The following is a 24,401-nucleotide window of genomic DNA, read 5'->3' as shown; positions in this document are numbered from 1 at the left end:
CGGCAAAGCGCGGCGTCGAATCCTGCCGCAGGACTGATCGATGACTCGGCACACCGGCGTCTGACTTCAAGGGCCGACCGAGCGGCGCATATCCGATCCCGGGAAGGCCGAGCAAAAAGCTCAGAAACATCCCGGACATCGAACTGTGGCAGTGCCGGACAATGGCATTCCGGACGAGGCGCCCGGAACGGGTTTTCCGACGATGCGGATCCGGATCGCGTCAGGTCCGGGATTGCGTGAGCGCGGCGATGATGGATTCGACCACTTCGATCTGCTCCTGCACGGCGACCAGCCGCGGACCGGCATCGGCGCCGTCACCCAGTACGAACGTGCCTTTCCGGCGCCGCGCGTCGCGCAGTTTCCGCACCGATGCGACGATGATCTGCCGTTCCTCGATTAGCGCATCGCGCAGCTCGTTCAGGCCATCCAGTTCCAGCGTCGAGGCCATGCGGCGTCCCGGTCTCACATCCTCGGCGCGGCATCGGCGGATGTTCCGCGCCGCCGCACCAGGCACGGATCGTCCGGACGGGGTGTCGGACGGCGTGACGCTACCCTCTGCCGTCGGCGCTTGCACGCTTTACGTCGGGGAACATTGCCGTGATCGGCGGGACGCCACGATGTCCGGAACGCGGATTGTATGCTAATGGATGCAAAATCTTCCGGCTGTGCGGAGCTTTCGGGCCAAGGGGCGGATAACGGCGCATGCTGAATGAGGACGTGCGTGAGCGCGACACCTTTCGATCCGACGCGCCGGTGACGCGCACGGACGACGACGGCGTCCATCGACCGGCGCCGGGCCCCGCATCGAGACGCTCCGGCGCGGCCGGTCTGGGCCTGCTCCTCCTCGCCATCACGGGCGGCGCCGCCTACGGCTACACGTATCTGAACAGGCCCGTCGCGAAGCCCGTGGCGGCGGCACCGCTTCCTGTGCCCGTCACCCTCGGGACGGTCGAGCAGGGTCCGTTCGCCCTGGTCTCGAACGGCCTGGGCACCGTGCAGGCCTACAACACCGTCCAGGTCCGCACGCGGGTCGACGGCGAGATCCAGCAGGTGGCGTTCCGGGAGGGACAGACCGTCCACAAGGACGATGTCCTCGTGCAGATCGACCCGCGGCCCTATCAGGCAGCGCTCGCTCAGGCGAAGGCCAAGAAGGAACAGGACACGGCCAATCTCGGCAACGCCAAAGCCGACCTTGTCCGCTACACCGGACTGGGCGCCTACGCCTCCCGACAGCAGACCGAGACGCAGACCGCCCTGGTCGCCCAGCTCACCGCGCAGGTGGCGTCCGATCAGGCGGCTATCGACAACGCCACGACGCAGCTCGGCTACGCGACGGTCCGCGCGCCCATCGACGGCGTCACCGGCTTCCGGCAGGTCGATATCGGCAACATCGTCAACGCGGCGGGCCAGACCCCGATCGTCACGATCACGCAGGTGGAGCCGATCTTCGTCGTCTTCACGGCGCCGGAGGATCAGTTGCCCGCGATCGCCGCAGCCCTGCGCAAGGGCGACGTCCCGGTGGAAGCCTGGAGTTCGGACGGGCTGACGAAGCTCGCGGACGGCAAGCTCGCCCTGTTCAACAACCAAGTCGACACGGCGACCGGCACGATCCGCCTCAAGGCCGTTTTCGAGAACAAGATCCACGCCCTGTGGCCGGGCCTGTCGGTCTCCACCAAGATGCGGGTCGGCACGGTCGCCGTCGCCATGACCGTACCGGACAATGCCATCCAGCACGGTCCCGACGGCCTGTTCGTCTTCTCGGTGGATGACGGAAACCACGCCCATCAGCGCGCTCTGAAAGCGGGGCGCTCCGATTCCGGTCGGACCCGGATCCTCAGCGGCGATCTGCAGCCCGGCGAGCGGGTGATCGTCGCCGGTCAGTACAAGGTCCAGGACGGCAGCCTCGTGGGTGACCCGCACGCCGCCCACACCGCGCAGGCGGAGGCGCTGCGTTGAGGGTGAGCGAGGCGGCGATGACGAGAGCAGTTCCGCGCGAGGCCGAGCGGTGAAAGGCGGCATCTCGGCACCCTTCATCCGGTTTCCGGTGGCGACCACGCTGATCATGGTCGGCATCCTGTTCCTCGGGGTCGTGGCCTATCCGCTGCTGGGCGTCGCACCGCTGCCGCAGGTCGATTTCCCGACGATTCAGGTGACCGCGCAGCTCCCCGGCGCGAGCCCGGAGACGATGGCTTCGTCGGTGGCGCAGCCGCTGGAGCGGCAGTTCTCGCAGATCCCGGGCGTGGCGCAGATGACCTCGACGAGTTCCCTCGGGATCTCGACGGTCACGGTCCAGTTCGATCTCAACCGCAACATCGACGGCGCGGCGAGCGACATCCAGGCGGCGATCAACGCCGCCAGCGGCCAGCTTCCGAAGAACCTGCCGACCCCGCCGACCTACCGCAAGGTCAATCCGGCCGACTCGCCGATCCTGCTGCTCTCGGCCACCTCCGACAGCCTGCCGCTGATCGATGTGGACGACGCGGTCGACGTGCAGCTGGCCCAGCGGATCAGCCAGATCTCCGGCGTCGCCCAGGTCTTCATCGGCGGCCAGCAGAAGCCGGCTGTCCGCGTCCAGATCGATCCGGCCAAGCTCGTGGCCAAGGGCCTGTCTCTGGAGGACGTGCGCGCGCAGCTCACGCTGACCACCGTCAACAACCCCAAGGGCAGCATCGACGGCGGCAGCCACAGCTACACGATCTACGCCAACGACCAGCTCACTGCGGCGCAGAACTGGAACGACGTCATCATCGCCTATCGCGACGGCGCGCCGCTGCGCGTGCGCGATATCGGACAAGCCGTCGCCGGCCCCGAGGATACCAAGCAGGCCGGCTGGACCAACGGCCGGCGCGGCATCTTCCTCGTCGTGTTCAAGCAGCCCGGCGCCAACGTCATCGACACGGTGGACAGCATCAAGGCGCAGCTGCCGCGCCTGACCGCCACCCTGCCGGCCGCCATCAAGGTCGGCATCCTCAGCGACCGCACCCAGACCATCCGCGCCTCGGTCGAGGACGTGCAATTCACCCTGATGCTGACGATCGTGCTGGTCGTCGGGGTGATCTTCGTCTTCCTGCGCAGCTTCTGGGCGACGGTGATCCCGAGCGTGACGGTGCCGCTCGCGCTGCTCGGCGCCTGCGCGCTCATGTGGATGGCGGGCTACACCCTCGACAACCTCTCGCTGATGGCGCTCACCATCTCGGTGGGCTTCGTGGTGGACGACGCCATCGTCGTGCTCGAGAATATCAGCCGCTACGTCGAGGCGGGGATGCGGCCCATGGAGGCCGCGTTCAAGGGCGCGGGCGAGATCGGCTTCACCATCGTGTCGATCTCGGTGTCGCTGATCGCGGTGCTGATCCCGCTGCTGCTCATGGGCGGGATCATCGGCCGGCTGTTCCGCGAGTTCGCCGTGGTGCTGTCGATGACGATCGCGGTCTCGGCCTTCGTGTCGCTGACGCTGACCCCGATGATGGCCTCGCGGCTTCTCAAGCCGCACGACGGCGAGCGCCATGGCCGCCTCTACCGGATCAGCGAGGCCGCGTTCGACGGGCTGCTTGCAGTCTACGCCGATGCCCTCGACGTGGCTCTGCGGTTCCGCCGCGTCACGCTCTTGGTGTTCTTCGCCACGCTGGCACTGACGGGCTACCTGTTCGTCGCGATCCCGAAGGGTTTCTTCCCGCAGCAGGACACCGGTTTCATGATCGGCGTCACCGAGGCGTCGCAGGACATCTCGTTCTCGGCGATGCAGGCGCTGCAGGAGAAGGTCGGCGCCATCGTCCAGGCCGATCCGGCGGTGGCCACCGTCGGCATGTCGCTCGGCGGCAACGGCCAGGCGCTCAATTCCGGGCGCATGTACATCACGCTCAAGCCGCGCGACGAGCGCGACGCCAATGCCTTCCAGGTGATCGGCCGCCTGCGGCCGAAACTCGAGCGCGTGGAGGGCATCCGGACCTTCATCCAGGCCACCCAGGACGTGCGCACCGGAGGCCGCACCTCGCGGACCCAGTTCGAGTACACGCTCCAGGATCCGGATCTCGCCGAGCTGAACGCCTGGGCGCCGCGCATCCTCGACACGCTGAAGACCCTGCCCGAGCTGCGCGACGTCGCCACCGACCAGCAGACGCGCGGCACGACGCTGACGCTGTCGATCGACCGCGACGCCGCCTCGCGCTACGGCATCACGCCTCAGCTGATCGACGACACGCTCTACGACGCGTTCGGCCAGCGCCAGATCGCCCAGTACTTCACGCAGCTGAACAGCTACCACGTCGTGCTGGAGGTTCTGCCGGCGCTGCAGGGCAGCGTCGAGAGCCTCGACAGGATCTACATCAAGGCGCCGATCGGGGGCGGGCAAGTACCGCTGGCGGCCTTCGCCCGCTGGACGACCGTTCCGGTGGCGCCGCTCGCCGTGAACCACCAGGGCCAGTTCCCGGCGGTGACGATCAGCTTCAACCTCGCTCCCGACGTAGCACTGGGCCAAGCGACCGAGGCGATCGGCCGGGCGATGCGGGAGCTGCAGGTGCCGCCGACCGTGGTGAGCGGCTTCCAGGGCACCGCCCAGGCCTTCCAGCAATCGCTCTCGACGGTGCCGCTCCTGATCCTGGCGGCGCTGTTCGTGGTCTACCTGATCCTCGGCATCCTCTACGAGAGCTTCATCCACCCGATCACGATCCTGTCGACCCTGCCGTCCGCCGGCGTCGGCGCCCTGGCGGTGCTGATGTGGGCGGGGTTCGACTTCAGCCTGATCGCGCTGATCGGCATCATCCTCCTCATCGGCATCGTGAAGAAGAACGGCATCATGCTGGTCGACTTCGCCATCGTCGCCGAGCGCGAGGAGGGGCTCACCCCCGAGGCCGCGATCCGGAAGGCCGCGCTGCTGCGCTTCCGGCCGATCCTGATGACCACGATGGCCGCACTCCTCGGAGGCATCCCGCTGATGGTCGCCACCGGCACCGGTTCGGAGATCCGGCAGCCCCTGGGCTACGCCATGGTGGGCGGCCTCGCGGTGAGCCAGGTGCTGACGCTGTTCACGACGCCGGTGATCTACATCTATCTCGACCGGCTGGCCCACCGCCTGTCCTTCCGCGACCGGCCGGAGACGACGCAGGTCGCCCGCGCGGACGCGGAGCCGGTGGAGGAGGTCCGCGGACCGCCCACGCTGCACGCAGCCGAGTAGGCTCGACCGCCGGCCTCGCCGGCACCGTGTGAAAGCCCGGCCGGAGGCCCACGACCGGGCAGCCCTGTCACCGCCGCCCGCTTGGCGGAGCCTCCGGCCGTTCCACTTGTTCCAGCTCCGGCCTCGCGGGGCGGCGCAAAGACGAAGGTGCGGATGAGCCAGAACCTGCCGTTGCGAGGGCTCACCGTGCTCGCCCTGGAGCAGGCCGTCGCCGCCCCCTATTGCACCTCACGGCTCGCCGATGCCGGCGCCCGGGTCATCAAGATCGAGCGGCCGGAAGGCGATTTCGCCCGCGGCTATGACGCGGCGGTCGACGGCCTGGCGAGCTACTTCGTCTGGCTCAACCGCGGCAAGGAGAGCCTCGTCGCCGACATCAAGGACCCGGCCGATGCCCGGCTCCTGCACGCGATCCTCGCGCGGGCCGACGTGTTCGTGCAGAACCTCGCCCCCGGCGCCGCGACGCGCGCGGGCTTCGGATCGGCGGAGCTGCGTGCACGCTATCCCCGGCTGATCACCGTCGACATCTCGGGCTACGGCGCCGGCAACCCCTACAGCGACATGAAGGCCTACGACCTGCTGGTCCAGGCGGAGAGCGGGCTCGCGGGCATCACCGGCCATCCGGCGGGACCCGGCCGGGTCGGCGTGTCCGTCTGCGACGTCGCCTGCGGCATGGATGCCCATGCGGCCGTGCTGGAGGCTCTGATCGCCCGGGGCATTTCCGGGCAGGGCTGCGCCCTGGAGGTCAGCCTGTTCAGCGCCGCCGCCGACTGGATGAACGTGCCGCTGCTCTATTTCGAGGGAACCGGGCATGCGCCGCAGCGGGTCGGCCTCGCCCATCCCTCGATCTGTCCCTATGGCGCCTTCCCCACGGCCGACGGCAGCCTCGTGCTGATCTCGATCCAGAATGAGCGCGAATGGGCGCGCTTCTGTGCTGGCGTGCTCGGGGAGCCGGATCTCGCCCGCGCCGAAGGCTTCGCGTCCAACAACGCCCGGGTCACCAACCGCGCCGCCGTCGACCTGCGCATCGGCGCCGAGCTGGTGCGGCTGAGCCGCGACGCCGCCGCCGCCCGGCTGGAGGCGGCCGGCACCGCCTACGGCTTCGTCAACACGCTTGCGGACCTCGCCACACACCCGGCGCTGATCCGCACGGAGGTCGGGACACCCGCCGGATCTGCCCGCATCGTCGCGCCGCCGGTGCTGGTCGACGGGCAGATCCGCGCCCTCGGCCCTGTCCCGGCGATCGACGCGCACGGCGCGCGGATCCGGGCCGAGTTCGCGCCCGGCACCTGAGGACCTAGAGATCGACACCGAACGACACGCGGGGAGGACACGATGAGGCTCGACGGCAAGATCGCGCTCGTGACGGGCGCCGGCAGCGGCTTTGGAGCGGGGATCGCCCAGCGTTTCGTCGCCGAGGGGGCGAAGGTCGCCTGCATCGACATCGACGGCGCGGCCGCCGCGCGGGTCGCGGCGGATCTGGGCGACAACGCCATCGCCATCGCCGCAGATGTCGGCCTCGCCGCCGATGTCATCGCCAGCGTCGACGAGACACGGCAGCGCTTCGGTCTGCCGAACATCCTGGTCAACAACGCCGGCACCACACACCGCAACAAGCCGCTGATGGAGGTCACCGAAGAAGACTTCGACCGGGTCTTCCAGGTCAACGTGAAGTCGATCTTTCACTACGTCCGGGAGGTCGCCCCGCTCATGCGCGATGCGGGCGGCGGCGTTATCCTGAACGTCAGTTCGACGGCGGCTCTGCGGCCGCGGCCGGGGCTGACGTGGTACAACGCCTCCAAGGGCGCGGCGAGCCTCGCCTCGAAGTCCCTGGCGCTCGAACTGGCGCCCTGGAAGATCCGGGTGAACGCCCTCTGCCCGGTCATGGGCGCCACCGGGCTCCTCGAGCATTTCATGGGCGTGCCCGATACCCCCGAGAACCGCGACCGGTTCATCGCCACGATCCCGCTCGGCCGCCTGTCCCAGGCGAGCGACATCGCGTCGGCCGCCCTGTTCCTCGCCTCCGACGAGGCGGCCTTCATCACCGGCGTCGATCTGCCGGTCGACGGCGGCCGCACGGCCTGAGGAGATGTCGATGGAAGCCTATACCGAGATCCGCGAGGCGGTCGCCAAGCTCTGCGCCGGCTTCCCGGGCCCGTACTGGCGGGCCCTCGACCGGGAGATGGCCTACCCGACCGCGTTCGTGAACGCGCTCACCGAGAGCGGCTACCTGTCGGTTCTGATCCCCGAGGCGTATGGCGGCTCCGGCCTGCCGCTCTCGGCCGCGGCCGCGATCCTGGAGGAGGTCCAGCGGGCCGGCTGCAACGGGGGCGCATGCCACGCGCAGATGTACACGATGGGCACGCTCCTCCGGCACGGCTCCGAGGCGCAGAAGGCCGAATATCTCCCGGCCCTCGCGGAAGGACGCCTGCGGCTCCAGGCCTTCGGCGTGACCGAGCCCACCTCCGGCACCGACACCGGCAGCCTCAAGACTACGGCCCGCCTGGAGGGCGACCACTACGTCGTCAGCGGCCAGAAGATCTGGACCAGCCGTGCTGAACATTCGGACCTGATGCTGCTTCTGGCGCGCACGTCGCCCAGGACCGAGGGCATGAAACGCACCGACGGCCTGTCGGTGCTCCTCGTCGACATGCGGGAGGCCAGGGGCAACGGCCTCACCATCCGGCCGATCCGCACGATGATGAACCATGCCACCACGGAGGTGTTCTTCGACAACCTCCGGGTGCCGGCCCAGAATCTCATCGGCGCGGAGGGCAAGGGATTCCGCTACATCCTGTCGGGCATGAACGCCGAGCGGATCCTGATCGCCGCCGAATGCATCGGCGACGCCAAGTGGTTCATCGAGAAGGCACGGATCTATGCCGGCGAGCGCTCGGTCTTCGGCCGTCCGATCGGTGCCAATCAGGGCGTGCAGTTCCCGATCGCCAAGGCCTACGCCAACATGCGCGCGGCCGAGCTGATGGTCCGGGAGGCGCTGGCCCTCTACGAGGGCGGCGCGAATCCGGGAGCCGAGGCCAACATGGCCAAGATGCTCGCGGCCGACGCGTCGTTCGAGGCCGCCAATGCCTGCATCCAGACCCATGGCGGCTTCGGCTTCGCCGAGGAATACGACATCGAGCGGAAGTTCCGCGAGACCCGCCTCTACCAGGTGGCGCCGATCTCCACGAACCTGATCCTCGCCTACCTGTCCGAGCATGTGCTCGGCCTGCCGCGTTCGTACTGACATGACCGATTTCGCCGCCTGGATCGGCCGGACACGCGAGGCCTCCGACCTCGTCACCCCACGCCTGATGGCCGAGTTCCGCGCGACCCTCGGGCCGCATCTCGCCCCGGTCGCCGACGGCATCGCGTGGCCGGCGCTGCACTGGTGTCTCGCCCCGGAGACGCCGGCCGCCGACGCCCTCGGGCCGGACGGCCACGTCGCGAAGGGCGGGTTCCTCCCGCCCGTGCCGTTGCCCCGGCGGATGTGGGCGGGCGGACAGATCGAGACCCTTTCGGATCTGCGCGCGGGAGACGCCGTCACCCGCACCGAGACGGTGCGGGACGTCGTCTTCAAGGACGGGCGAAGCGGAAGCCTGTGCTTCGTCACCGTCGAGCACGCCGTCGCCACGGGACGGGGCGTCGCGATCCGTGAACGGCAGGACATCGTCTATCGCGAGGCGGCCGGTGCGCAGACCGGAACCGATGCCGCGCCCGAACGCGACGATCCCGATGACTACGCGGCAATCTGGGCAGTGCCCGCGACGCCGACGCTGCTGTTCCGCTATTCGGCGATGACCTTCAACGGCCACCGCTTCCACTACGACCAGCCCTACGCGACGCAGGTGGAGGGTTATGCCGATCTCGTCGTCCACGGCCCGATGCAGGCCACGCTGCTGATGAACCTCGCAGCCACGCTCCTGGGACACGTGCCGCGGATGTTCACCTATCGCGGCGTCTCGCCGATGACGGCCAACCAGACCTTTCGCGTCTGCGGCCGAACCCGCGGGTCCGGGTTCGAGGGTGTGACCCTCGATGCAGCCGGGAAGGTCTGCATGCGCGCCCGCGCCGACATGTGAGATCCGGCGCGCGAGGTCAGTCGGAGGGCGGCCTTGTCCGGCACGGATTGCGGACCGACGCCATCAGCGTACGCGTCGCGGCGCCACGACGGCACGGCATCGACCCGCGGATCGAGCCCGCGGGTGGTGCGACGGCGGGCCTCGCGGACGCGAAACCCGCCGGACGCCGTCTTAGGCCAGCTTCAGACCGACGTTGACGTTGCCGCGGGTCGCGTTGGAGTACGGGCAGACCTGGTGAGCGGCGTCCACGAGCTTCTGCGCGTCGGCGCGGTCGAGGCCCGGCAGGCTGATCGTGAGATCGGCGGTGATGCCGAATCCGCCTTCGGAGCGCGGACCGATGCCGACGTCAGCCGTGACGCTGGTATCGGCCGGGACCTTGAGCTGCAGCGACGGGGCCACGGCCTTCATGGCGCCGAGGAAGCAGGCCGAGTAGCCGGAGGCGAAGAGCTGCTCCGGGTTCGCGCCCGGGCCACCCGCGCCACCGAGTTCCTTCGGCGTCGACAGCTTGACCTCGAAGCTGCCGTCGGCCGTGCGGGCGGCGCCGTCGCGGCCACCGGTGGCGGTGGCGGTGGTGCGATACTTCACATCTACGGACATAGCGATCTCCGGTTGGAGGAAGAAAGTCGGCATGTAGGCGCCGGCGGGCCTTCGCACAGCCCCATTTAGATTGCGCACAATCGAAATCAAGGGTCGATCAGGGCGAAACGGTCGACATCCACAAGCCCCCGGTCGGTGATCTTGAGATGGGGGATGACCGGGAGCGGCAGGAACGCCACCTGCAGGAAGGGCTCCGGCAGCACGACACCGAGGCCTCTGGCGGCCGACCGCAGAGTCACGAGCGACCGGCGGATGTCGTCGAACGGCATCAGGCTCATCAGGCCGGCGACGGGCAGCGCGATCTCGGCGCGCACCTCGCCACCCTCGACCACGACGAAGCCGCCCTCGATCTCGCCCAGACGGTTCACGGCCACGGCCATGTCGGAATCATCCGCCCCGACGACCGTGATGTTGTGACTGTCATGCCCGACCGACGAGGCGATGGCCCCCCGCTTCAGGCCGAAGCCTTTCACGAACGCGACCCCGATGCCGCGCACCCCCGGCGCGGAGCGGCCGTGCCGTTCGACCACCGCGACCTTGATGACGTCCTGGTCCAGGTCGATCCGGCGCTCCCCGCCGGAATAGGGCAGGGCGAGGTCGTGACGCAGGGTGATGATCTGGCCCGGGATCACCCCGATCACCGGCGTCGAAGGCCCGGAGCCCGGCGCGGCGAAATCCGCGGCGCTGACCCGCCGCGCCCGCACGCTGCCGCGGCCGATCGGCTCCACGGCGGGTCGCGTGGCGAACAACGCCTCGTTCACCGGGCGTCCGGCACTGAGAACCTGGGACACGGCGCAGGTGTCGAGATCGTCAAGCACAACGAGATCGGCGCGCTGGCCGGGGGCGACGAGCCCCCGGTCGTAAAGCCCGAACGCCCGGGCCGCCGACCACGAGGCCGCACGGTAGGCGGCGAGGGGTGGGACGCCGAGGGCGATGGCGGTCCGGATGACGAAGTCGAGATGCCCCTCCTCGGCGATGTCGAGGGGATTCCGGTCATCGGTGCAGAAGGCCAGGAACGGCGCCGTCCGCTCGGTCAGGATCGGCGCCAGCGCGTGCAGATCCTTGCAGACCGAGCCCTCTCGGATCAGCACCGTCATCCCCTTGGACAGTTTCTCCAGGGCTTCTTCCGGCGTGGTGGCCTCGTGTTCGGTGCGGATGCCGGCCGCGATGTAGGCGTTCAGTCCGAGGCCGCGCAGGAGCGGGGCGTGACCGTCGATATGCCGGCCCTGGAACGCGGCGAGCTTGTCGAGCACGCCGGGATCGGCCGCCAGCACGCCGGGAAAGTTCATGAATTCGGCGAGCCCGATGACCTTCGGGTGGCCGACGAAGGACAGCAGATCCTGCGCGTCGATCCGCGCCCCCGAGGTTTCCAGATGGTCGGTGGCCGGGACGCAGGACGAGAGCTGCACGCGCAGGTCCATCGCCAGCGTTTCGGACGAAGCAAGGAACCATCGAAAGGCGTCCGTTCCGAGCACGTTGGCCATCTCGTGCGGGTCGCAGATCCCCGTGGTGACGCCGTGGGGGAGAACGCAGCGCTCGAATTCCTGCGGGGGCATCAGCGAGGATTCGACGTGGAAATGCGTGTCGATGAAGCCCGGCACAACGACCTTGCCGGAGATGTCGATCTCCCGCGTGCCGCGATAGTGGCCGAAGGTGCCGACGATGCGGTCGCGGCAGATCGCGATATCGGAGGCGACAAGCGCCCCGGTGACGAGGTCGAGGAAACGGCCGCCCTTCAGGACGAGGTCAGCTTCCGTGCGACCCTGGCCCTGCGCGATGGCCCGCCGGAGCGATTCCACCTGTGTCATCACGATATGATCCCTCCGTCCTGCCATCTGCCAGGAGCATGCCACGGCGGCGGCCCCTTCCGCGACGCTTGCAGAGGCGCGAACACCGGCGCAGAAGCCTTTCACCTTTGAACCAGTCGAAGCTCTCGATGCCCGCCTATCGTTCCCGCACCACCACCCACGGCCGCAACATGGCCGGCGCCCGCGGCCTCTGGCGCGCCACCGGCATGAAGGATGCCGATTTCGGCAAGCCGATCATCGCCGTGGTGAACTCGTTCACCCAGTTCGTGCCCGGCCATGTCCACCTCAAGGATCTCGGCCAGCTGGTCGCCCGCGAGATCGAGGCCGCCGGCGGCGTCGCCAAGGAGTTCAACACCATCGCGGTGGATGACGGCATCGCCATGGGCCATGACGGGATGCTGTACTCGCTGCCGTCCCGGGAGCTGATCGCCGATTCCGTCGAGTACATGGTCAACGCGCATTGCGCCGACGCGATGGTGTGCATCTCGAACTGCGACAAGATCACACCCGGCATGCTGATGGCCAGCTTACGCCTCAACATCCCGACGGTGTTCGTCTCGGGCGGCCCGATGGAGGCCGGCAAGGTCCAGCTGCCGGGCATCGCCAGGAAGGTCGATCTCGTCGACGCGATGATCGCCGCAGCCGACGACCGCATCTCCGACGAGGATGTCGCGGTGATCGAGCGCTCGGCCTGCCCGACCTGCGGATCGTGTTCGGGCATGTTCACGGCGAATTCCATGAACTGTCTCACCGAGGCGCTGGGCCTGGCGCTGCCGGGCAACGGCTCGGTGCTCGCCACCCATGCCGACCGCAAGCGCCTGTTCGTGGAGGCCGGTCACCTCATCGTCGATCTCGCCCGCCGCCACTACGAGCAGGACGACGCGGGCGTGCTGCCGCGCGCCGTGGCGAGCTTCAAGGCGTTCGAGAACGCCATGACCCTCGACATCGCCATGGGCGGCTCGACCAACACGGTCCTCCACCTGCTGGCGGCGGCGCAAGAGGGCGAGGTGCCCTTCACCATGGCCGATATCGACCGGCTGTCCCGGCGGGTGCCGGTGCTGTGCAAGGTCGCCCCGGCGGTGGCCAACGTCCATATGGAGGACGTGCACCGGGCCGGCGGCATCATGGGGATTCTCGGCGAGCTCGACCGGGCCGGTCTGATCGACACCGAGGTCGGCAACGTCTCGGCCGGCACGCTGGGCAACGCCCTTGCCCGCTGGGACGTGCGCGCCGCGCCGAGCGCGTCGGTCCAGACCTTCTACCGGGCGGCCCCGGGCGGCGTGCCGACCCAGGTGGCCTTCAGCCAGGAATCCCGCTTCGACGAGCTCGACCTCGACCGGGAAGGCGGCGTCATCCGCGATGCCGCACACGCCTATTCGCAGGATGGCGGGCTCGCGGTCCTCTACGGCAACCTCGCCGAGCAGGGCTGCATCGTGAAGACCGCAGGCGTCGATGCCTCGATCCTGACCTTCACCGGGACGGCGCGGGTGTTCGAGAGCCAAGACGCGGCCGTCGACGGCATCCTCAACGGCAAGGTCACGGCTGGCGAGGTGGTGCTGATCCGCTACGAGGGGCCCCGCGGCGGCCCCGGCATGCAGGAGATGCTTTATCCGACGAGCTACCTGAAATCGAAGGGGCTCGGAAAGGCCTGCGCCCTCGTCACCGACGGGCGGTTCTCCGGCGGCTCCTCGGGCCTGTCCATCGGCCACGTCTCGCCGGAGGCCGCCGAGGGTGGCCTGATCGGCCTCGTGCGCGACGGCGATCGGATCGCCATCGATATCCCGAACCGGCGCATTCATCTGGACGTGGATCAGGCGGAGCTGGATCGGCGGCGGATCGCGCAGGACGCGGCGGGCTGGCAGCCTGCGACCCCGCGCAAGCGCAAGGTGAGTACGGCATTGCGTGCCTATGCCATGCTGACGACCAGCGCGGCCCACGGGGCGGTGCGCCGGCTCTGATCAGCGGGCGCCGAGAACCAGAACGGCGGCAGCACCGAGGAGCGCTGCCGCCGCCACCGCAAGACCGATCCACCGTCGGCGGACCTTGGCTGCGCCCCGCCCCACCCCTCCGGGCGTCGGCGGCGGGATGCGCCCGAGCGCGGCGAGCATCAGCGGCTCGATGGCGGCGTAGCCGGCCGGGCTCAGATGAAGCCCGTCGGTGCCGTATTCGGGCCGGAGTCCGCCTGTCTCGGTCGCCAGCACCGCATGGTAGTCGATGAATGTCGCGCCGTGCTCGTGCGCATGGTCTCGCAACCATGCATTGACCGCCGCGATCATTGCCGGCGCGTCGCGCACCTCCGGATTCCAGGGGATGCTGGCGGCGGGCATGATCGAGCCGATCCAGGCCTTCACGCCCATGGCACGGGCCTCGTCGAGCATGCCGGCGAGCGTTCGGGCGATCTCGTCGGCCGGGACGAAGAAGCCCTCGTTGCGGCCGATATCGTTCACACCGCACAGAAGATGCACGCCCCGGGCTCGCGTTTCCTCGAGGTCGCGCCGAAACCGCATGGTGATCCAGCGGGCCGTCTGACCGGACCCGCCGCGGGGGATCAGGTTGTAGGCCTCGAAGGTGCCGGCCCGGTGGAAGCCCCACAATTCGGTGATCGAATCCCCGATGAAGACGATCGGTTCGCGCACGGCTCAGGCCGGCGTCGCGGTCCCGAGGGTCTCGGCCACCTCCGCCTGGAGGCGGTCCGCCATCATCTGGCGGCCCTCTGAGGTCACGTGAACGATGTCCGTGAAAAGGTTTCGGGCGTCGCCTTCGAACAGGCGGCTGAGGTCCCGGGCCGCAAAGGCTGAATCCTGCGTATCCAGCCGGCCGAGAACACCCTCGAAACGTGCATATTGGCGGTCGAGATAGGCCAGGAACGTGTCGGAGGCCGTGCCCGCCTCCGTGCCGACGGGCGCGCCCTTGCGGACGATCGTGGGCTGCAGGAGGAACCGAACCGGGGCACCGATGCCGGGAGAGAGCCGCGCGAGCCGCCTGAGCGCCAGCTCGAACTGCCGCACGACCTCCCATTCCCAGATCTCGGACTGCCAGTTCGTCAGCGCCCGCAGATTCTCGAGACGGTTGAAGATCATCGCCTGCAGGCCGTCATAGGACAGTGCTACCGTGTCCTCTGCGCTCTTCCTCGGGTCGAAGAAGTAATCGTAGAGACTTTCATTGGCGAAGTGATTGTATGGAACGCCGGCCCGCGGATCGAAACTCCAGGGCTGGAAGATGTCGGTCGCTCCGCCGACGATCAGGATGACATCGGGCTGAAGATCCATCAGCCGCGTCGTGACCAGGGCGATCATCTGATTCAGGCAGGCCGAGACGGCGCCGAAATTGTAGACGCGCGCCCCCGCCCCATGGGCCTGCTTCAGCCCGGTCTCCAGCCGCCCCGGCACGGTATCGGCGAAGACCTGTCCGTCGATCAGGGTGCTGTCGCCGACGACGAAGACCCGCAGCGTCTCGGATGAGGGCCGCGTATCCGCATGCACGTCGTTGCGATACCCGAGGGCGTCGTAGCGCCAATCCTGGCCGCCCGCGACCGTCAGCGGCTTGCCAGCGAACTGGACGTACGGTGCGGGAAACCGGCTGTTCGCGTCGAAGTTCTGGAAGCTCTGCAGGAACTTTCGGCGTCGCGCATCGGCGCTGTCATCGGGTGGCCGATGGGCCATGAACCGTCTCCTCCCCGAGCGGATGGTCGGTGGCGATGGAGTGAAAGGATGAGGCGGCCGCGCCGGCGCGGCCGTTCAGCTCCGAATCGAGGCGTGGTTCTCGAGGAACCATCCATAGGTCTGGCGCAGCCCGTCCTCCAGGCCGATCTCCGGCCGCCAGCCCATGGCCCTGAGGCGCGACACGTCCATCAGCTTGCGCGGCGTCCCGTCGGGCTTGGTGGCGTCGAAGTCGAGCCGGCCTGCGTAGCCGATTACCTGGGCCAGCGCCTCGGCCAACTCCCGGATGGTGCAATCCTCGCCGGTGCCGACATTGATGTGCGACAGGTCCGGCCGCGTGTTGGCCGCGTAGACCCCGTCGTCCATCTCCATCACGAAGACGCTGGCGCGGGCCATGTCGTCCACGTGCAGGAACTCGCGCATCGCCCGGCCGGTGCCCCAGACCGTGACCGACGGGCGGCCTTCGACCTTCGCCTCGTGCAGGCGGCGCATCAGCGCCGGCAGGACATGGGCGTTCTCGGGATGGAAGTTGTCGTTCGGCCCGTACAGGTTCGTCGGCATGACGCTACGGTAGCGCCGCCCGTATTGGCGGTTGTAGCTCTCGCACATCTTGATCCCGGCGATCTTGGCGATCGCGTAGGGCTCGTTGGTCGGCTCCAGGAGCCCGGTCAGGAGCGCGTCCTCGCGCATCGGCTGCGGGGCCAGCTTCGGGTAGATGCACGACGAGCCGAGGAACAGCAGCCGGTCGACATCGTGCGTGTGCGCGGCGTCGATCAGGTTCGACTGGATCAGCAGGTTCTCGTGGATGAACTCGGCCGGGTACGTGTTGTTGGCGTGGATGCCGCCGACCTTGGCGGCCGCAAGGTAGACCTGATCGATGCGGTTGTCGGCGAAGAAGCGACGGACCGCCGCCTGATCGAGAAGGTCGAGACTCTGGCGGTCGGCCGTGAGAATGCGCTCGTGGCCCAGCTCACGCAGCCGACGCACGATCGCCGAGCCCACCATGCCCCGATGGCCCGCCACGAAAATGGTCTGACCTCGACCGTCCATCACGCGTCCGTTCCCTGCCGAAAGCTCGGATTTCCAAGCCCCTATAGCCCCTTTCCGTCGGGATATCGCCGCGCAAACACGCGTTTTCTGAGGCGGCTGCCGGTGCCCCCTCGGCCGCCGGGAGAACACCTATCTGTGCGGGCACTTCCGATATCAATACAACCGAAAGTTAGCGTTAATCATTCCACTAGAAGATGCATTCTGTTCCCGCTCGCTGATCGCTGAGTTGCATGGCCGGTTCGGAACCCCGTCCCGCTGCGCAGCAATGGAGTTCCAGATGCGTCCCTCGACCCTCGTGCCGGCTCGCGCCCGGGCTGCCTGGCTCGCCGTCCCCCGCTGGTGGATCACCCCGACAATCCCGCTCACCGCCGGCCTCCTGATCTGCACGGCGCAGACGACACCGGTCCAGGCGCAGCTTCTTCGCGGCACCCTGGACACAACCACGGGTAGCATTCTGGGCACCGGCGTGACGCTCGGCACCACCGCTCCCGGGACCGGCATCCTCGGGACCGGCCTCAACGTCGGGACCACGAGCGGAGGCGTCCTCGGAACCGGTCTGGTCGTCGGCACGACTGGCCCAGGCGACGGACTGCTCGGCACCGGTCTCAACCTCGGGACGGCGAGCGGAACCGGAACTGGCGGAACTGGAACCACCGGCGGAACCGGCGGAAGTGTGACCGGCGGCGGGACCGGCGGAACAGCGGGAAGCGGAGCAGCCGCCAGCTCCAATCAGGGTCTCTACATCGTCACAGGGAGCACCACGCAGTCCCAGGGCCAGACCGTAATCACCGACCTGAGGCTCTCACAGCTGTCCAGCATCACCGGCGTCGCCGCCAACAACACCAGCGGCTTGGCCGCCCCGATCGCTGTCGGCGCCGACGCCCTCGCGGTGGGCGCCGGTTCAAGTGCGGCCGGTTCGGCATCGACCGCCGTGGGCACCGGCGCGAGCGCGGCGAATACCGGCAGCGTCGCCCTCGGCTTTGCGGCGAGCGCTCAGGGCCTCGGCGGAACGGCCATCGGTACGGCATCTGCGGCGTCGGGGGCCGGGAGCACCGCGCTCGGGTTCGTCGCCGGCGCGACCGGGACAGGTTCCACCGCCATCGGCGCGGCCGCTTCGGCCGCCGGAAACAACAGCGTCGCGCTCGGCAACGGGGCTGCCGCCAACCAAGCCAACACGATCGCCATCGGCGCCAACGTGAAGACCACGCAGGCCAACCAAGTGGCGATCGGCAATTCCGCCAACACCTACCGGCTGGCCGGCGTCGCATCTCAGGCAAGCGCTGCCGCTCAGAGCGGAGCGACGGCCTTCGTGACCACCGATGCCAGCGGCAACCTTGCGGCCTCGGCCTACGGGCCGTCGACGATCGCAGGTCTCGGGAACCGAATCGATTCGGTCCAGGGACAGGTCAACGCTTTGGAGGCCAAGACCGATTCCGTGCAGCGCTACGCCATCCAGACCCGCAAGGAGGCCCGGCAGGGCGTGGCGATGGCCATCGCGATGGCGACCGCGCCGATGCCGTCCGCGCCGGGCAAGACCACCTGGGCAACGAATGGCGCGACCTATCGGGGCGAGTGGGCGGGCGGCCTTGCGGTGGCGCACCGCTTGCCGACCTGCTGCGTCCCGATCGCGGTCACGGCCGGCATGGCCTATGGCGGCGACAACGCCGTCGGCGTCCGCGCCGGACTGGCCGGCGAGTTCTGAACGACTGGGACCCGGCACGGCGGACGGCACTTCGACCTTGCGCGTCGGTGAAAGGCCGCAGTAGTGTCAACCAATGCTGACACTCGCAGTCGACCACAGGGTTGCGCATTCGATCGATGGGCGTCCGCACGCCGTCGTCGTCGGCTCAGGCTTCGGGGGTCTCGCCGCCGCGATCCGTTTGGGTGCGCGGGGCTACCGCGTCACCGTCCTCGAACGCCTGGCCCAGGCCGGGGGCCGTGCCCGGGTCCACCGGCAGGACGGCTTCACCTTCGATGCCGGTCCGACGATCGTCACGGCCCCGCAGCTTTTCGAGGAACTCTGGCAGCTCGCCGGTCGCCAGCTCGCGGACGATGTGACGCTGGTGCCGATGGATCCGTTCTACCGGATCCGCTTCGCCGACGGGACATCCTTCGCGTACAGCGGCGACGTGGATCGCATGCGCGCCGAGGTCGCGCGCTTCGCACCGGACGACGTCGCGGGCTACGAGCGCTTCATGGCTCACAGCCGGGCCGTTTGCCGGATCGGCTTCGAGCAGCTCGGTCATGTGCCTTTCGGCAGTGTCGGATCGATGCTCAAGATCGCACCCGACCTGTTGCGCCTGTCCGGACACCGTTCCGTTTACGAGGTGGTGGCGCGGTTCATCCGCGACGAGCGGCTGCGCACGGTGTTCAGCTTTCACCCGCTGCTGATCGGCGGCAACCCGTTCCGAGCCAGCGCCATCTATTGCCTGATCGCCGATCTCGAGCGGCGTTGGGGCGTCCACTTCGCCATGGGCGGGACCGGGCAGCTGGTCGATGGCTTGGTGCGTCTGATCCGGACACAGGGCGGCCGCCTCCGCCTCGGCGTCGACGTCGCGCGCATCCAGGTGGAGGAGGGCGCTGCCACGGGTGTCGTACTGACCAGCGGCGAGGTGATCGGCGCCGACCTCGTGGTCTCCAACGCCGACTCGGCCGTGACGCATGCGAGTCTGCTGCCGGAAGCGCAGCGCTGGAGCCGCACCCGGTTTCGGCGGGCCCGCTCGTCCATGGGGCTCTTCGTCTGGTATTTCGGCACCAATCGGCAGTATCCGGGGGTAGATCATCATACGATCCTGCTCGGACCGCGGTACCGCGGCCTGCTGGCCGACATCTTTGACCGGAAGGTCTTGGCCGAGGACGCGAGCCTCTACCTGCACCGGCCGACCGCCACCGACCCGAGCCTCGCCCCCCCGGGATGCGACGCCTTCTACGTCCTGGCCCCGGTGCCGAATCTCGCGGGTGGCCAGGATTGGCAGGCCCTTGCCGAACCGTATCGGCGCCGGATCGCCGCCATGCTGGAGGCGAGTGTGATGCCCGGCCTGTCGGAGTCCATCGTTACGTCCAAGGTGACGACCCCTCTGGATTTTCAGGACGATTTCCTGAGCTACCGGGGCTCGGGCTTCGGTCTGGAGCCGGTGCTGACCCAATCGGCGTGGTTCCGGCCGCACAATCGGTCGAACACCGTCCGCAACCTTTACCTGGTCGGCGCCGGCACACACCCGGGTGCGGGCCTGCCGGGCGTGCTCTCCTCTGCCCGTATTCTCGACAGCGTGGTCCCCGATGCCCGCGTTACCGCCTGAATTCGCCGCCGCGGCCGACCGCACCGCCTGCCGGGTCGCGATCCGGGCCGGTTCGAAGAGCTTCTTCGCCGCCGGCCAATTGCTGCCGGCCGAAGTCCGCGAGGCGGCCTACGGCCTCTACGCCTTCTGCCGACTCTCGGACGACCTCGTCGACGACGCGGCCGATCCGGCCGGACGACGCGACGCCGTGGCCCGCCTCGAGGCACGCATCGGCCGTGCCTATGCCGGGCGACCCGCCGACGCTCCCGCCGACCGGGCCTTCTCGGAGATCGTCGCCACGTACGCGATCCCGGAGGCCCTGCCGCGTGCCCTGATCGAAGGCTTTGCCTGGGACGCCGAAGGCCGGCGCTACGCCGATCTGGGGGCGCTCCATGCCTACGCCGCCCGTGTCGCCGGCTCCGTCGGTGCCATGATGGCGCTGATCATGGGCACCCGCGAACCGGACGCCCTGGCCCGCGCCTGCGACCTCGGCGCCGCGATGCAATTCACCAACATCGCCCGCGACGTCGGCGAGGATGCCCGGATGGGCCGTCTCTATTTGCCGCTGGACTGGATGGATGCGGCCGGGCTCGATCCGGAGGCATTCCTCGCAGATCCGCGGCCGAGCCCGGCGCTGGCCAAGGTGGTGGCCCGCCTCCTCGCCGAAGCGGACGTCCTCTATACCCGCGCGGAGGCCGGAATCGCAGCGCTGCCGCGCGGCTGCCGGTCGTCGATCCGGGCGGCCGGATTGATCTATTCCGAGATCGGCCGCGTGGTGGCGGCGCACGACTACGATTCGGTCCAGCACCGCGCCCGGGTCGGAACGGCACGGAAGCTGGTTCTGATCGCCCGCGCAGCCCGCACGCCCGCGGTCGCGGCCGGCCTCGGCGGGCCTTCACTGCCGGAAGCCGCCTTCCTGATCGAGGCTGTCGCGCGCGAACCGCTCGTGCCGACGCGTCGGCGCCCGGCGCTGCGGCCGTGGTGGGATGTCGGCGGCCGGGTCGTGCACGTCCTCGATCTGATCGAGCGGATGCGTGAGCGCGAGACGTTCGGCCGCTCGGCGCCGTCCTGACCTGCGGCCTGGAGGACATCGGTGAGCGACGGGCTGTTCGCGGCTTTCGATATCGGCCTCGTCTTCGCCCTGGCTTTCGGGGTGGGGATTTGGCAGCTCATCGTGGTCCGCCGCAGCATCCGGCGTGATCGCGATCGCAAGCCGGACTGAGGCGATCCGCACCGCACAGGTCCCGGCCGACTGGCCAGGCGCTGAAAGCGCCCGTCGGCGGATCCGGGCTCTGTCAGCGACGGGCGACGTCAGGCCCCAAATTCGCCCTCCAGCACGTCACGCTCCCCGCCACAGGGCGGCGGCCGGTCGCCATCCGCACCGGCCTGCGTGAGGGCGATCGGGAGGGTGGGTCCTGCGGCCCGTCTTCTACTGCAGGTGACGGGTATAGGTGTCGCCGGCAGCCGCCTTGAGGGCGGCTCCCGCCTCCTGGCCGATCCGCTCCGCATCCGCCACGGGCCCCTGTCGGGACGCGGACCAGTGGCGGCTGCCGTCGGGCAGGAACAGCAAGCCGTCGATCCGCAGGACATCCCCGTCGATCTGCGCCAGGGCGGCGATCGGCGTCCGGCAGGATCCATCGAGTTCCGCGAGCAGCGACCGCTCGGCCGACACCGCGATGGTGGTCCGGGCGCAGGCGATGGGCGCCAGGAGGTCGCGGATGACCGCGTCGTCCGTACGGCACTCGATGCCCAGTGCCCCCTGTGCCACGGCCGGCAGCATCTCCTCGACCGACAGGACGCTGCGGGCCATGTCTTCCAGCCCGAGGCGCTGGAGGCCCGCCAGGGCGAGCAGCGTCGCGTCGCATTCCCCGGCCTCAAGCTTGCGCATCCGGGTGTTGGCGTTGCCCCGCAGCGGCACGACCCGGAGATCGGGCCGCCGCATCAGAACCTGCGCGCCGCGGCGCAGCGACGAGGTCCCGATCCGCGCGCCCGCCGGCAGCCCGGCCAGACCGTCCGCGTGCGGCGACAGGAATGCGTCCCGCGGATCGTCACGTTCGAGGATGCAGGCGATGGTGAGCCCGTCGGGAAGCCAGGTCTCCACGTCCTTCATCGAGTGCACGGCGACGTCGACCTCGCCGGAGAACAGCGCCTGCTCGAGTTCCTTGGTGAACAACCCTTTGCCGCCGATCTCGGAGAGCGGCCGGTCCAGGATCTTGTCTGCCACGGTGGTCACGACCACCAACTCGGTCTCCAGGCCCGGATTGGCGGCGACGATTTGGTCCCGCACCATGCCGGTCTGCGCGAGCGCCATCGGAGAGCCGCGGGTGCCGATGCGCAGGGGGCGGTTCAACATCTGGTTCCGGATCACTTCGCTGGACGAGACACTGCCTTATAAACCGAGCGGGGCGGCAGGCCATGGTCCGTCTCGCGGTTTCGAAGCGGCAAAGCGCGATCGTGAAATCCAGTCTTGCCCCGCTTTCGCCGGACTGCGCTCCTAGCGGGACACCGGCGTAGTTCGGAGCCAACGGGTGTTGTCGCGATGCTGATCATGCCGAGCCGACGGCAAGTCCTGACGGGGCTCGCTGCAGGCGCGGGCATCACCGCCGCCACCGGCGTCTATGCCCTCGACATCGAGCCGCTGCATCGGCTGGTGGTGACATCCTATGCGCCGACCCTGCCGCGGTGGGATCCGTCGCTGCAACTACGGGTGGCGGTCCTGGCGGATTTCCACATCTGCGAGCCGTTCATGCCGTTCGACCGGGTGGCGCAGATCGTCGAAGCGACCAACGCGCTCGAATCGGATCTGGTGCTTCTGCTCGGCGATTATCCGGCCGGGCGGATCGCGTGGCGCAAGCTGCCGCTCGATCAGTTCGCCCGGATGATGACCGAACTCAAGGCGCCCCTCGGCACGCACGCGATCCTCGGCAATCACGATTGGTGGGACGACCATACGGTCCAGAGGAACGGCCGCGGCGTGCCCGCGGTCAGGCGCCTGCTGGAGGCACAGGGTATCCCGGTTCTCGAGAATCGTGCGGTGCGCCTGGTGAAGGACGGCCGGCCGTTCTGGCTCGCCGGTCTCGGCGACCAACAGCCCTTCTTCGACGCGTGGAACACGTTCAGCTTGGCCGACCTGCCGCGAACGCTCGATCCGATCACCGATTCGGCACCCGTGATCCTGATGGCGCACGAGCCCGACATCTTCGTCGCCGTGCCCGACCGCGTCTCCCTGACCCTCGCCGGGCACACCCATGGCGGCCAGATTCGCCTGTTCGGCCACGCCCCCGCGATCCGCAAAGTGCAGGGACACGACTATTCCTACGGCCATGTCATCCAGGACGGCCGCCACATGATCGTCTCGGGCGGGTTCGGGATGAGCCGCATCCCGGTGCGGATGGGCGTCCCTCCCGAGATCGTCCTCCTCGAACTCGGCAAGACGGACGCGGTGACGGCCGCCAGCTGAACGCGGGGCATTCGCGGGACCGCCGCTCGACTGTCAGACGATCGATGGATCGTCGAAGCACAATCTAGCCGCGCGCAAGTCATGCGATCGGAATTCTTTAGATCAGATGATGAATTCCGGTGCCCGGAGGCTTTCGGCGGCAATTTGACACATCGAGATGTGCATGGGACCGTCCCGCATCGATTCGATCTGGGGACGTTCATGCCGATCCTGCTCGGCCTCATCGGTATCATCGTTGCGGGACTGTTCTGGATCTTGCGGACGCACGGGACCGTCAAGGGTCTGCAGGAGGTCAACCGGGACACGAAGGGGCTCCAGCGCCGCGCCGTGTCCACCTTCGAGAACCTCGTCGGAACGCCGCTGCAGCGTGTGCGCGATCCCCGCTTGGCCGCGATCATCCTGATGATTCAGCTGGTCCGTACGGGCAGCCCCCTCACCGCCAGCGAGAAGACGCGGATCCTCGAATACATGGAGACGCCCCTGGAGGTGGAGCGGATCTCGGCGACCTTCGAGCGGGCCTGGGGCTACACGCAGGCGCGGCTTCCCTTCTCGCACGTCGCCGACGCGCTGGCTCCGCTGCTGCGCGACGCGCTGACACCGGCCGAGCGGGAGCAGTTGATCGCGATGCTGACCCAGGTGGCTGGCGCGCATTCTCCGCCGAGTGAGTTGCAGCGCGAGGGCATCGCCCGCCTGAAGCGACGGCTTCTCGCCGGCGCGGGGGCCGCTCTCGACACGCGGCGGGGCGAATCCGCCTGATCCGGACCATGGCGGGTCGGAGGCGCCGAAGCGCCGGTTGGCTCGCCTTTGCGCGCCGTCGCGCTACCTCGCGGGAATGCGCGCACTCTTCCCCCTGATCGTCTTCACACTTCTCGCGGCCGGCTCAGGAACGGCCCGGGCGCAATCCTGCGACACCTTGATCGACAAGGTGACCGGCGAGACTGCGGCCAAGACAACGGATCGCCGGAGCGACTATGCCAGCTTCACGGCCGGTGAGGACATGACCCTGACCCTCGCCTGCGGCGGAACGGACCACTCGTCGGTCGGCGCCCAATATCGGGGCGCCACTCCGCCGGATCGCTATTTCGACGTGTTCGGCAAGGCCGGCCACGCGGTGACGGGCATCGATGCCTCCGTCATCACGGAGGCCGCGCACCGGGCCCAGGCCACCGCGACCAAGCTGCGCCACAGCAATGTCGATCTCGGCGGCGCTCGGGTGACCTGTTCGGCCATGGTGTCGCCCGACAAGGGTCCGCTGACCCTGTGCGCGGTGATCGAGAACAGCGACCGCAGTTGAGAGGCCGGC

The 24,401-nt window shown here is 68.8% G+C and carries 21 protein-coding genes; 14 read left to right on the top strand and 7 right to left on the bottom strand.

The window, feature by feature from the left end; all coding sequences use genetic code 11:
• Window positions 1-220: 220 nt before the first annotated feature.
• Window positions 221-448, bottom strand: a complete 228-nt coding sequence (locus GGQ91_RS06440) for a hypothetical protein (protein ID WP_043353185.1) — start codon at window positions 446-448, stop codon at window positions 221-223.
• A gap of 254 nt (window positions 449-702) precedes the next feature.
• Between GGQ91_RS06440 and GGQ91_RS06435 the strand changes: the two genes are divergently transcribed.
• From GGQ91_RS06435 to GGQ91_RS06410, 6 genes are all read left to right on the top strand, one after another.
• The gene (locus GGQ91_RS06435) at window positions 703-1,956 is read left to right on the top strand and encodes an efflux RND transporter periplasmic adaptor subunit (protein ID WP_053610732.1); all 1,254 of its coding nucleotides are present in this window, start codon (window positions 703-705) and stop codon (window positions 1,954-1,956) included.
• A gap of 49 nt (window positions 1,957-2,005) precedes the next feature.
• Window positions 2,006-5,170: an efflux RND transporter permease subunit gene (locus GGQ91_RS06430; protein WP_043379972.1), complete on the top strand. Its 3,165-nt coding sequence runs from the start codon at window positions 2,006-2,008 to the stop codon at window positions 5,168-5,170.
• 153 nt (window positions 5,171-5,323) lie between these two features.
• Window positions 5,324-6,460: a CaiB/BaiF CoA transferase family protein gene (locus tag GGQ91_RS06425; RefSeq protein ID WP_182591612.1), complete on the top strand. Its 1,137-nt coding sequence runs from the start codon at window positions 5,324-5,326 to the stop codon at window positions 6,458-6,460.
• A 42-nt stretch (window positions 6,461-6,502) separates the two neighbouring features.
• Window positions 6,503-7,252, top strand: coding sequence for a glucose 1-dehydrogenase (locus tag GGQ91_RS06420; protein ID WP_075380412.1), 750 nt, complete (start codon window positions 6,503-6,505; stop codon window positions 7,250-7,252).
• A 10-nt stretch (window positions 7,253-7,262) separates the two neighbouring features.
• Window positions 7,263-8,411: an acyl-CoA dehydrogenase family protein gene (locus GGQ91_RS06415; protein ID WP_182591611.1), complete on the top strand. Its 1,149-nt coding sequence runs from the start codon at window positions 7,263-7,265 to the stop codon at window positions 8,409-8,411.
• 1 nt (window position 8,412) lies between these two features.
• The gene (locus tag GGQ91_RS06410) at window positions 8,413-9,246 is read left to right on the top strand and encodes an HTD2 family dehydratase (protein WP_043357632.1); all 834 of its coding nucleotides are present in this window, start codon (window positions 8,413-8,415) and stop codon (window positions 9,244-9,246) included.
• A gap of 171 nt (window positions 9,247-9,417) precedes the next feature.
• On the opposite strand, the gene GGQ91_RS06405 is transcribed toward GGQ91_RS06410, so the two are convergent.
• Window positions 9,418-9,843, bottom strand: a complete 426-nt coding sequence (locus tag GGQ91_RS06405) for an organic hydroperoxide resistance protein (RefSeq protein ID WP_043357630.1) — start codon at window positions 9,841-9,843, stop codon at window positions 9,418-9,420.
• A gap of 86 nt (window positions 9,844-9,929) precedes the next feature.
• On the bottom strand, window positions 9,930-11,651 hold the full coding sequence (ade, locus tag GGQ91_RS06400) for an adenine deaminase (RefSeq protein ID WP_182591610.1): 1,722 nt from the start codon (window positions 11,649-11,651) through the stop codon (window positions 9,930-9,932).
• A 128-nt stretch (window positions 11,652-11,779) separates the two neighbouring features.
• On the opposite strand from ade, the gene ilvD reads away from it, so the two are divergent.
• Window positions 11,780-13,609 carry a dihydroxy-acid dehydratase gene (ilvD, locus tag GGQ91_RS06395; protein WP_182591609.1) on the top strand — a complete coding sequence of 610 codons (1,830 nt, stop codon included), beginning with the start codon at window positions 11,780-11,782 and terminating at the stop codon, window positions 13,607-13,609.
• On the opposite strand, the gene GGQ91_RS06390 is transcribed toward ilvD, so the two are convergent.
• The 3 genes from GGQ91_RS06390 to fcl form a co-directional block, all read right to left on the bottom strand.
• Window positions 13,610-14,287 (bottom strand): GDSL-type esterase/lipase family protein, encoded by a 678-nt coding sequence (locus tag GGQ91_RS06390; RefSeq protein ID WP_043379961.1) that lies wholly within the window; start codon window positions 14,285-14,287, stop codon window positions 13,610-13,612.
• A gap of 3 nt (window positions 14,288-14,290) precedes the next feature.
• A complete protein-coding gene (locus tag GGQ91_RS06385; protein ID WP_182591608.1) occupies window positions 14,291-15,313 on the bottom strand; it encodes an SGNH/GDSL hydrolase family protein in 1,023 nt (340 codons plus the stop codon).
• A gap of 75 nt (window positions 15,314-15,388) precedes the next feature.
• Window positions 15,389-16,360, bottom strand: a complete 972-nt coding sequence (gene fcl, locus GGQ91_RS06380; RefSeq protein WP_043357622.1) for a GDP-L-fucose synthase — start codon at window positions 16,358-16,360, stop codon at window positions 15,389-15,391.
• A gap of 277 nt (window positions 16,361-16,637) precedes the next feature.
• Between fcl and GGQ91_RS06375 the strand changes: the two genes are divergently transcribed.
• The 4 genes from GGQ91_RS06375 to GGQ91_RS28385 all read left to right on the top strand — a co-directional run bounded on the left by GGQ91_RS06375 (window position 16,638) and on the right by GGQ91_RS28385 (window position 20,860).
• Window positions 16,638-18,062: a hypothetical protein gene (locus GGQ91_RS06375; RefSeq protein ID WP_182591607.1), complete on the top strand. Its 1,425-nt coding sequence runs from the start codon at window positions 16,638-16,640 to the stop codon at window positions 18,060-18,062.
• A gap of 73 nt (window positions 18,063-18,135) precedes the next feature.
• Window positions 18,136-19,659, top strand: coding sequence for a phytoene desaturase (locus GGQ91_RS06370; protein WP_075380409.1), 1,524 nt, complete (start codon window positions 18,136-18,138; stop codon window positions 19,657-19,659).
• A complete protein-coding gene (locus tag GGQ91_RS06365) occupies window positions 19,640-20,710 on the top strand; it encodes a phytoene/squalene synthase family protein (protein ID WP_182591606.1) in 1,071 nt (356 codons plus the stop codon). The genes GGQ91_RS06370 and GGQ91_RS06365 overlap by 20 nt, the downstream gene beginning before the upstream one ends.
• A 21-nt stretch (window positions 20,711-20,731) precedes the next feature.
• Window positions 20,732-20,860: a hypothetical protein gene (locus GGQ91_RS28385; RefSeq protein WP_257787419.1), complete on the top strand. Its 129-nt coding sequence runs from the start codon at window positions 20,732-20,734 to the stop codon at window positions 20,858-20,860.
• A 207-nt stretch (window positions 20,861-21,067) separates the two neighbouring features.
• Here GGQ91_RS28385 and hemC read toward each other — a convergent pair whose 3' ends face one another.
• Window positions 21,068-21,991 carry a hydroxymethylbilane synthase gene (gene hemC, locus GGQ91_RS06360; RefSeq protein WP_182591605.1) on the bottom strand — a complete coding sequence of 308 codons (924 nt, stop codon included), beginning with the start codon at window positions 21,989-21,991 and terminating at the stop codon, window positions 21,068-21,070.
• A gap of 186 nt (window positions 21,992-22,177) precedes the next feature.
• Between hemC and GGQ91_RS06355 the strand changes: the two genes are divergently transcribed.
• The 3 genes from GGQ91_RS06355 (at window position 22,178) to GGQ91_RS06345 (ending at window position 24,392) form a co-directional block, all read left to right on the top strand.
• Window positions 22,178-23,098, top strand: coding sequence for a metallophosphoesterase (locus GGQ91_RS06355; protein WP_182591604.1), 921 nt, complete (start codon window positions 22,178-22,180; stop codon window positions 23,096-23,098).
• A gap of 201 nt (window positions 23,099-23,299) precedes the next feature.
• A complete protein-coding gene (locus tag GGQ91_RS06350; RefSeq protein ID WP_182591603.1) occupies window positions 23,300-23,854 on the top strand; it encodes a tellurite resistance TerB family protein in 555 nt (184 codons plus the stop codon).
• Window positions 23,855-23,930: 76 nt separating this feature from the next.
• Complete coding sequence (locus GGQ91_RS06345; protein WP_182591602.1) at window positions 23,931-24,392, top strand: ABC transporter ATPase; 462 nt, start codon at window positions 23,931-23,933, stop codon at window positions 24,390-24,392.
• The last annotated feature ends 9 nt before the right edge of the window (window positions 24,393-24,401 follow it).

This window comes from Methylobacterium fujisawaense, from assembly GCF_014138435.1.
Classification (GTDB): Bacteria; Pseudomonadota; Alphaproteobacteria; order Rhizobiales; family Beijerinckiaceae; genus Methylobacterium; species Methylobacterium fujisawaense.
The sequence above is the reverse complement of the archived record's forward strand: the minus strand, read 5'-3'. Positions and strand labels throughout refer to the sequence as shown.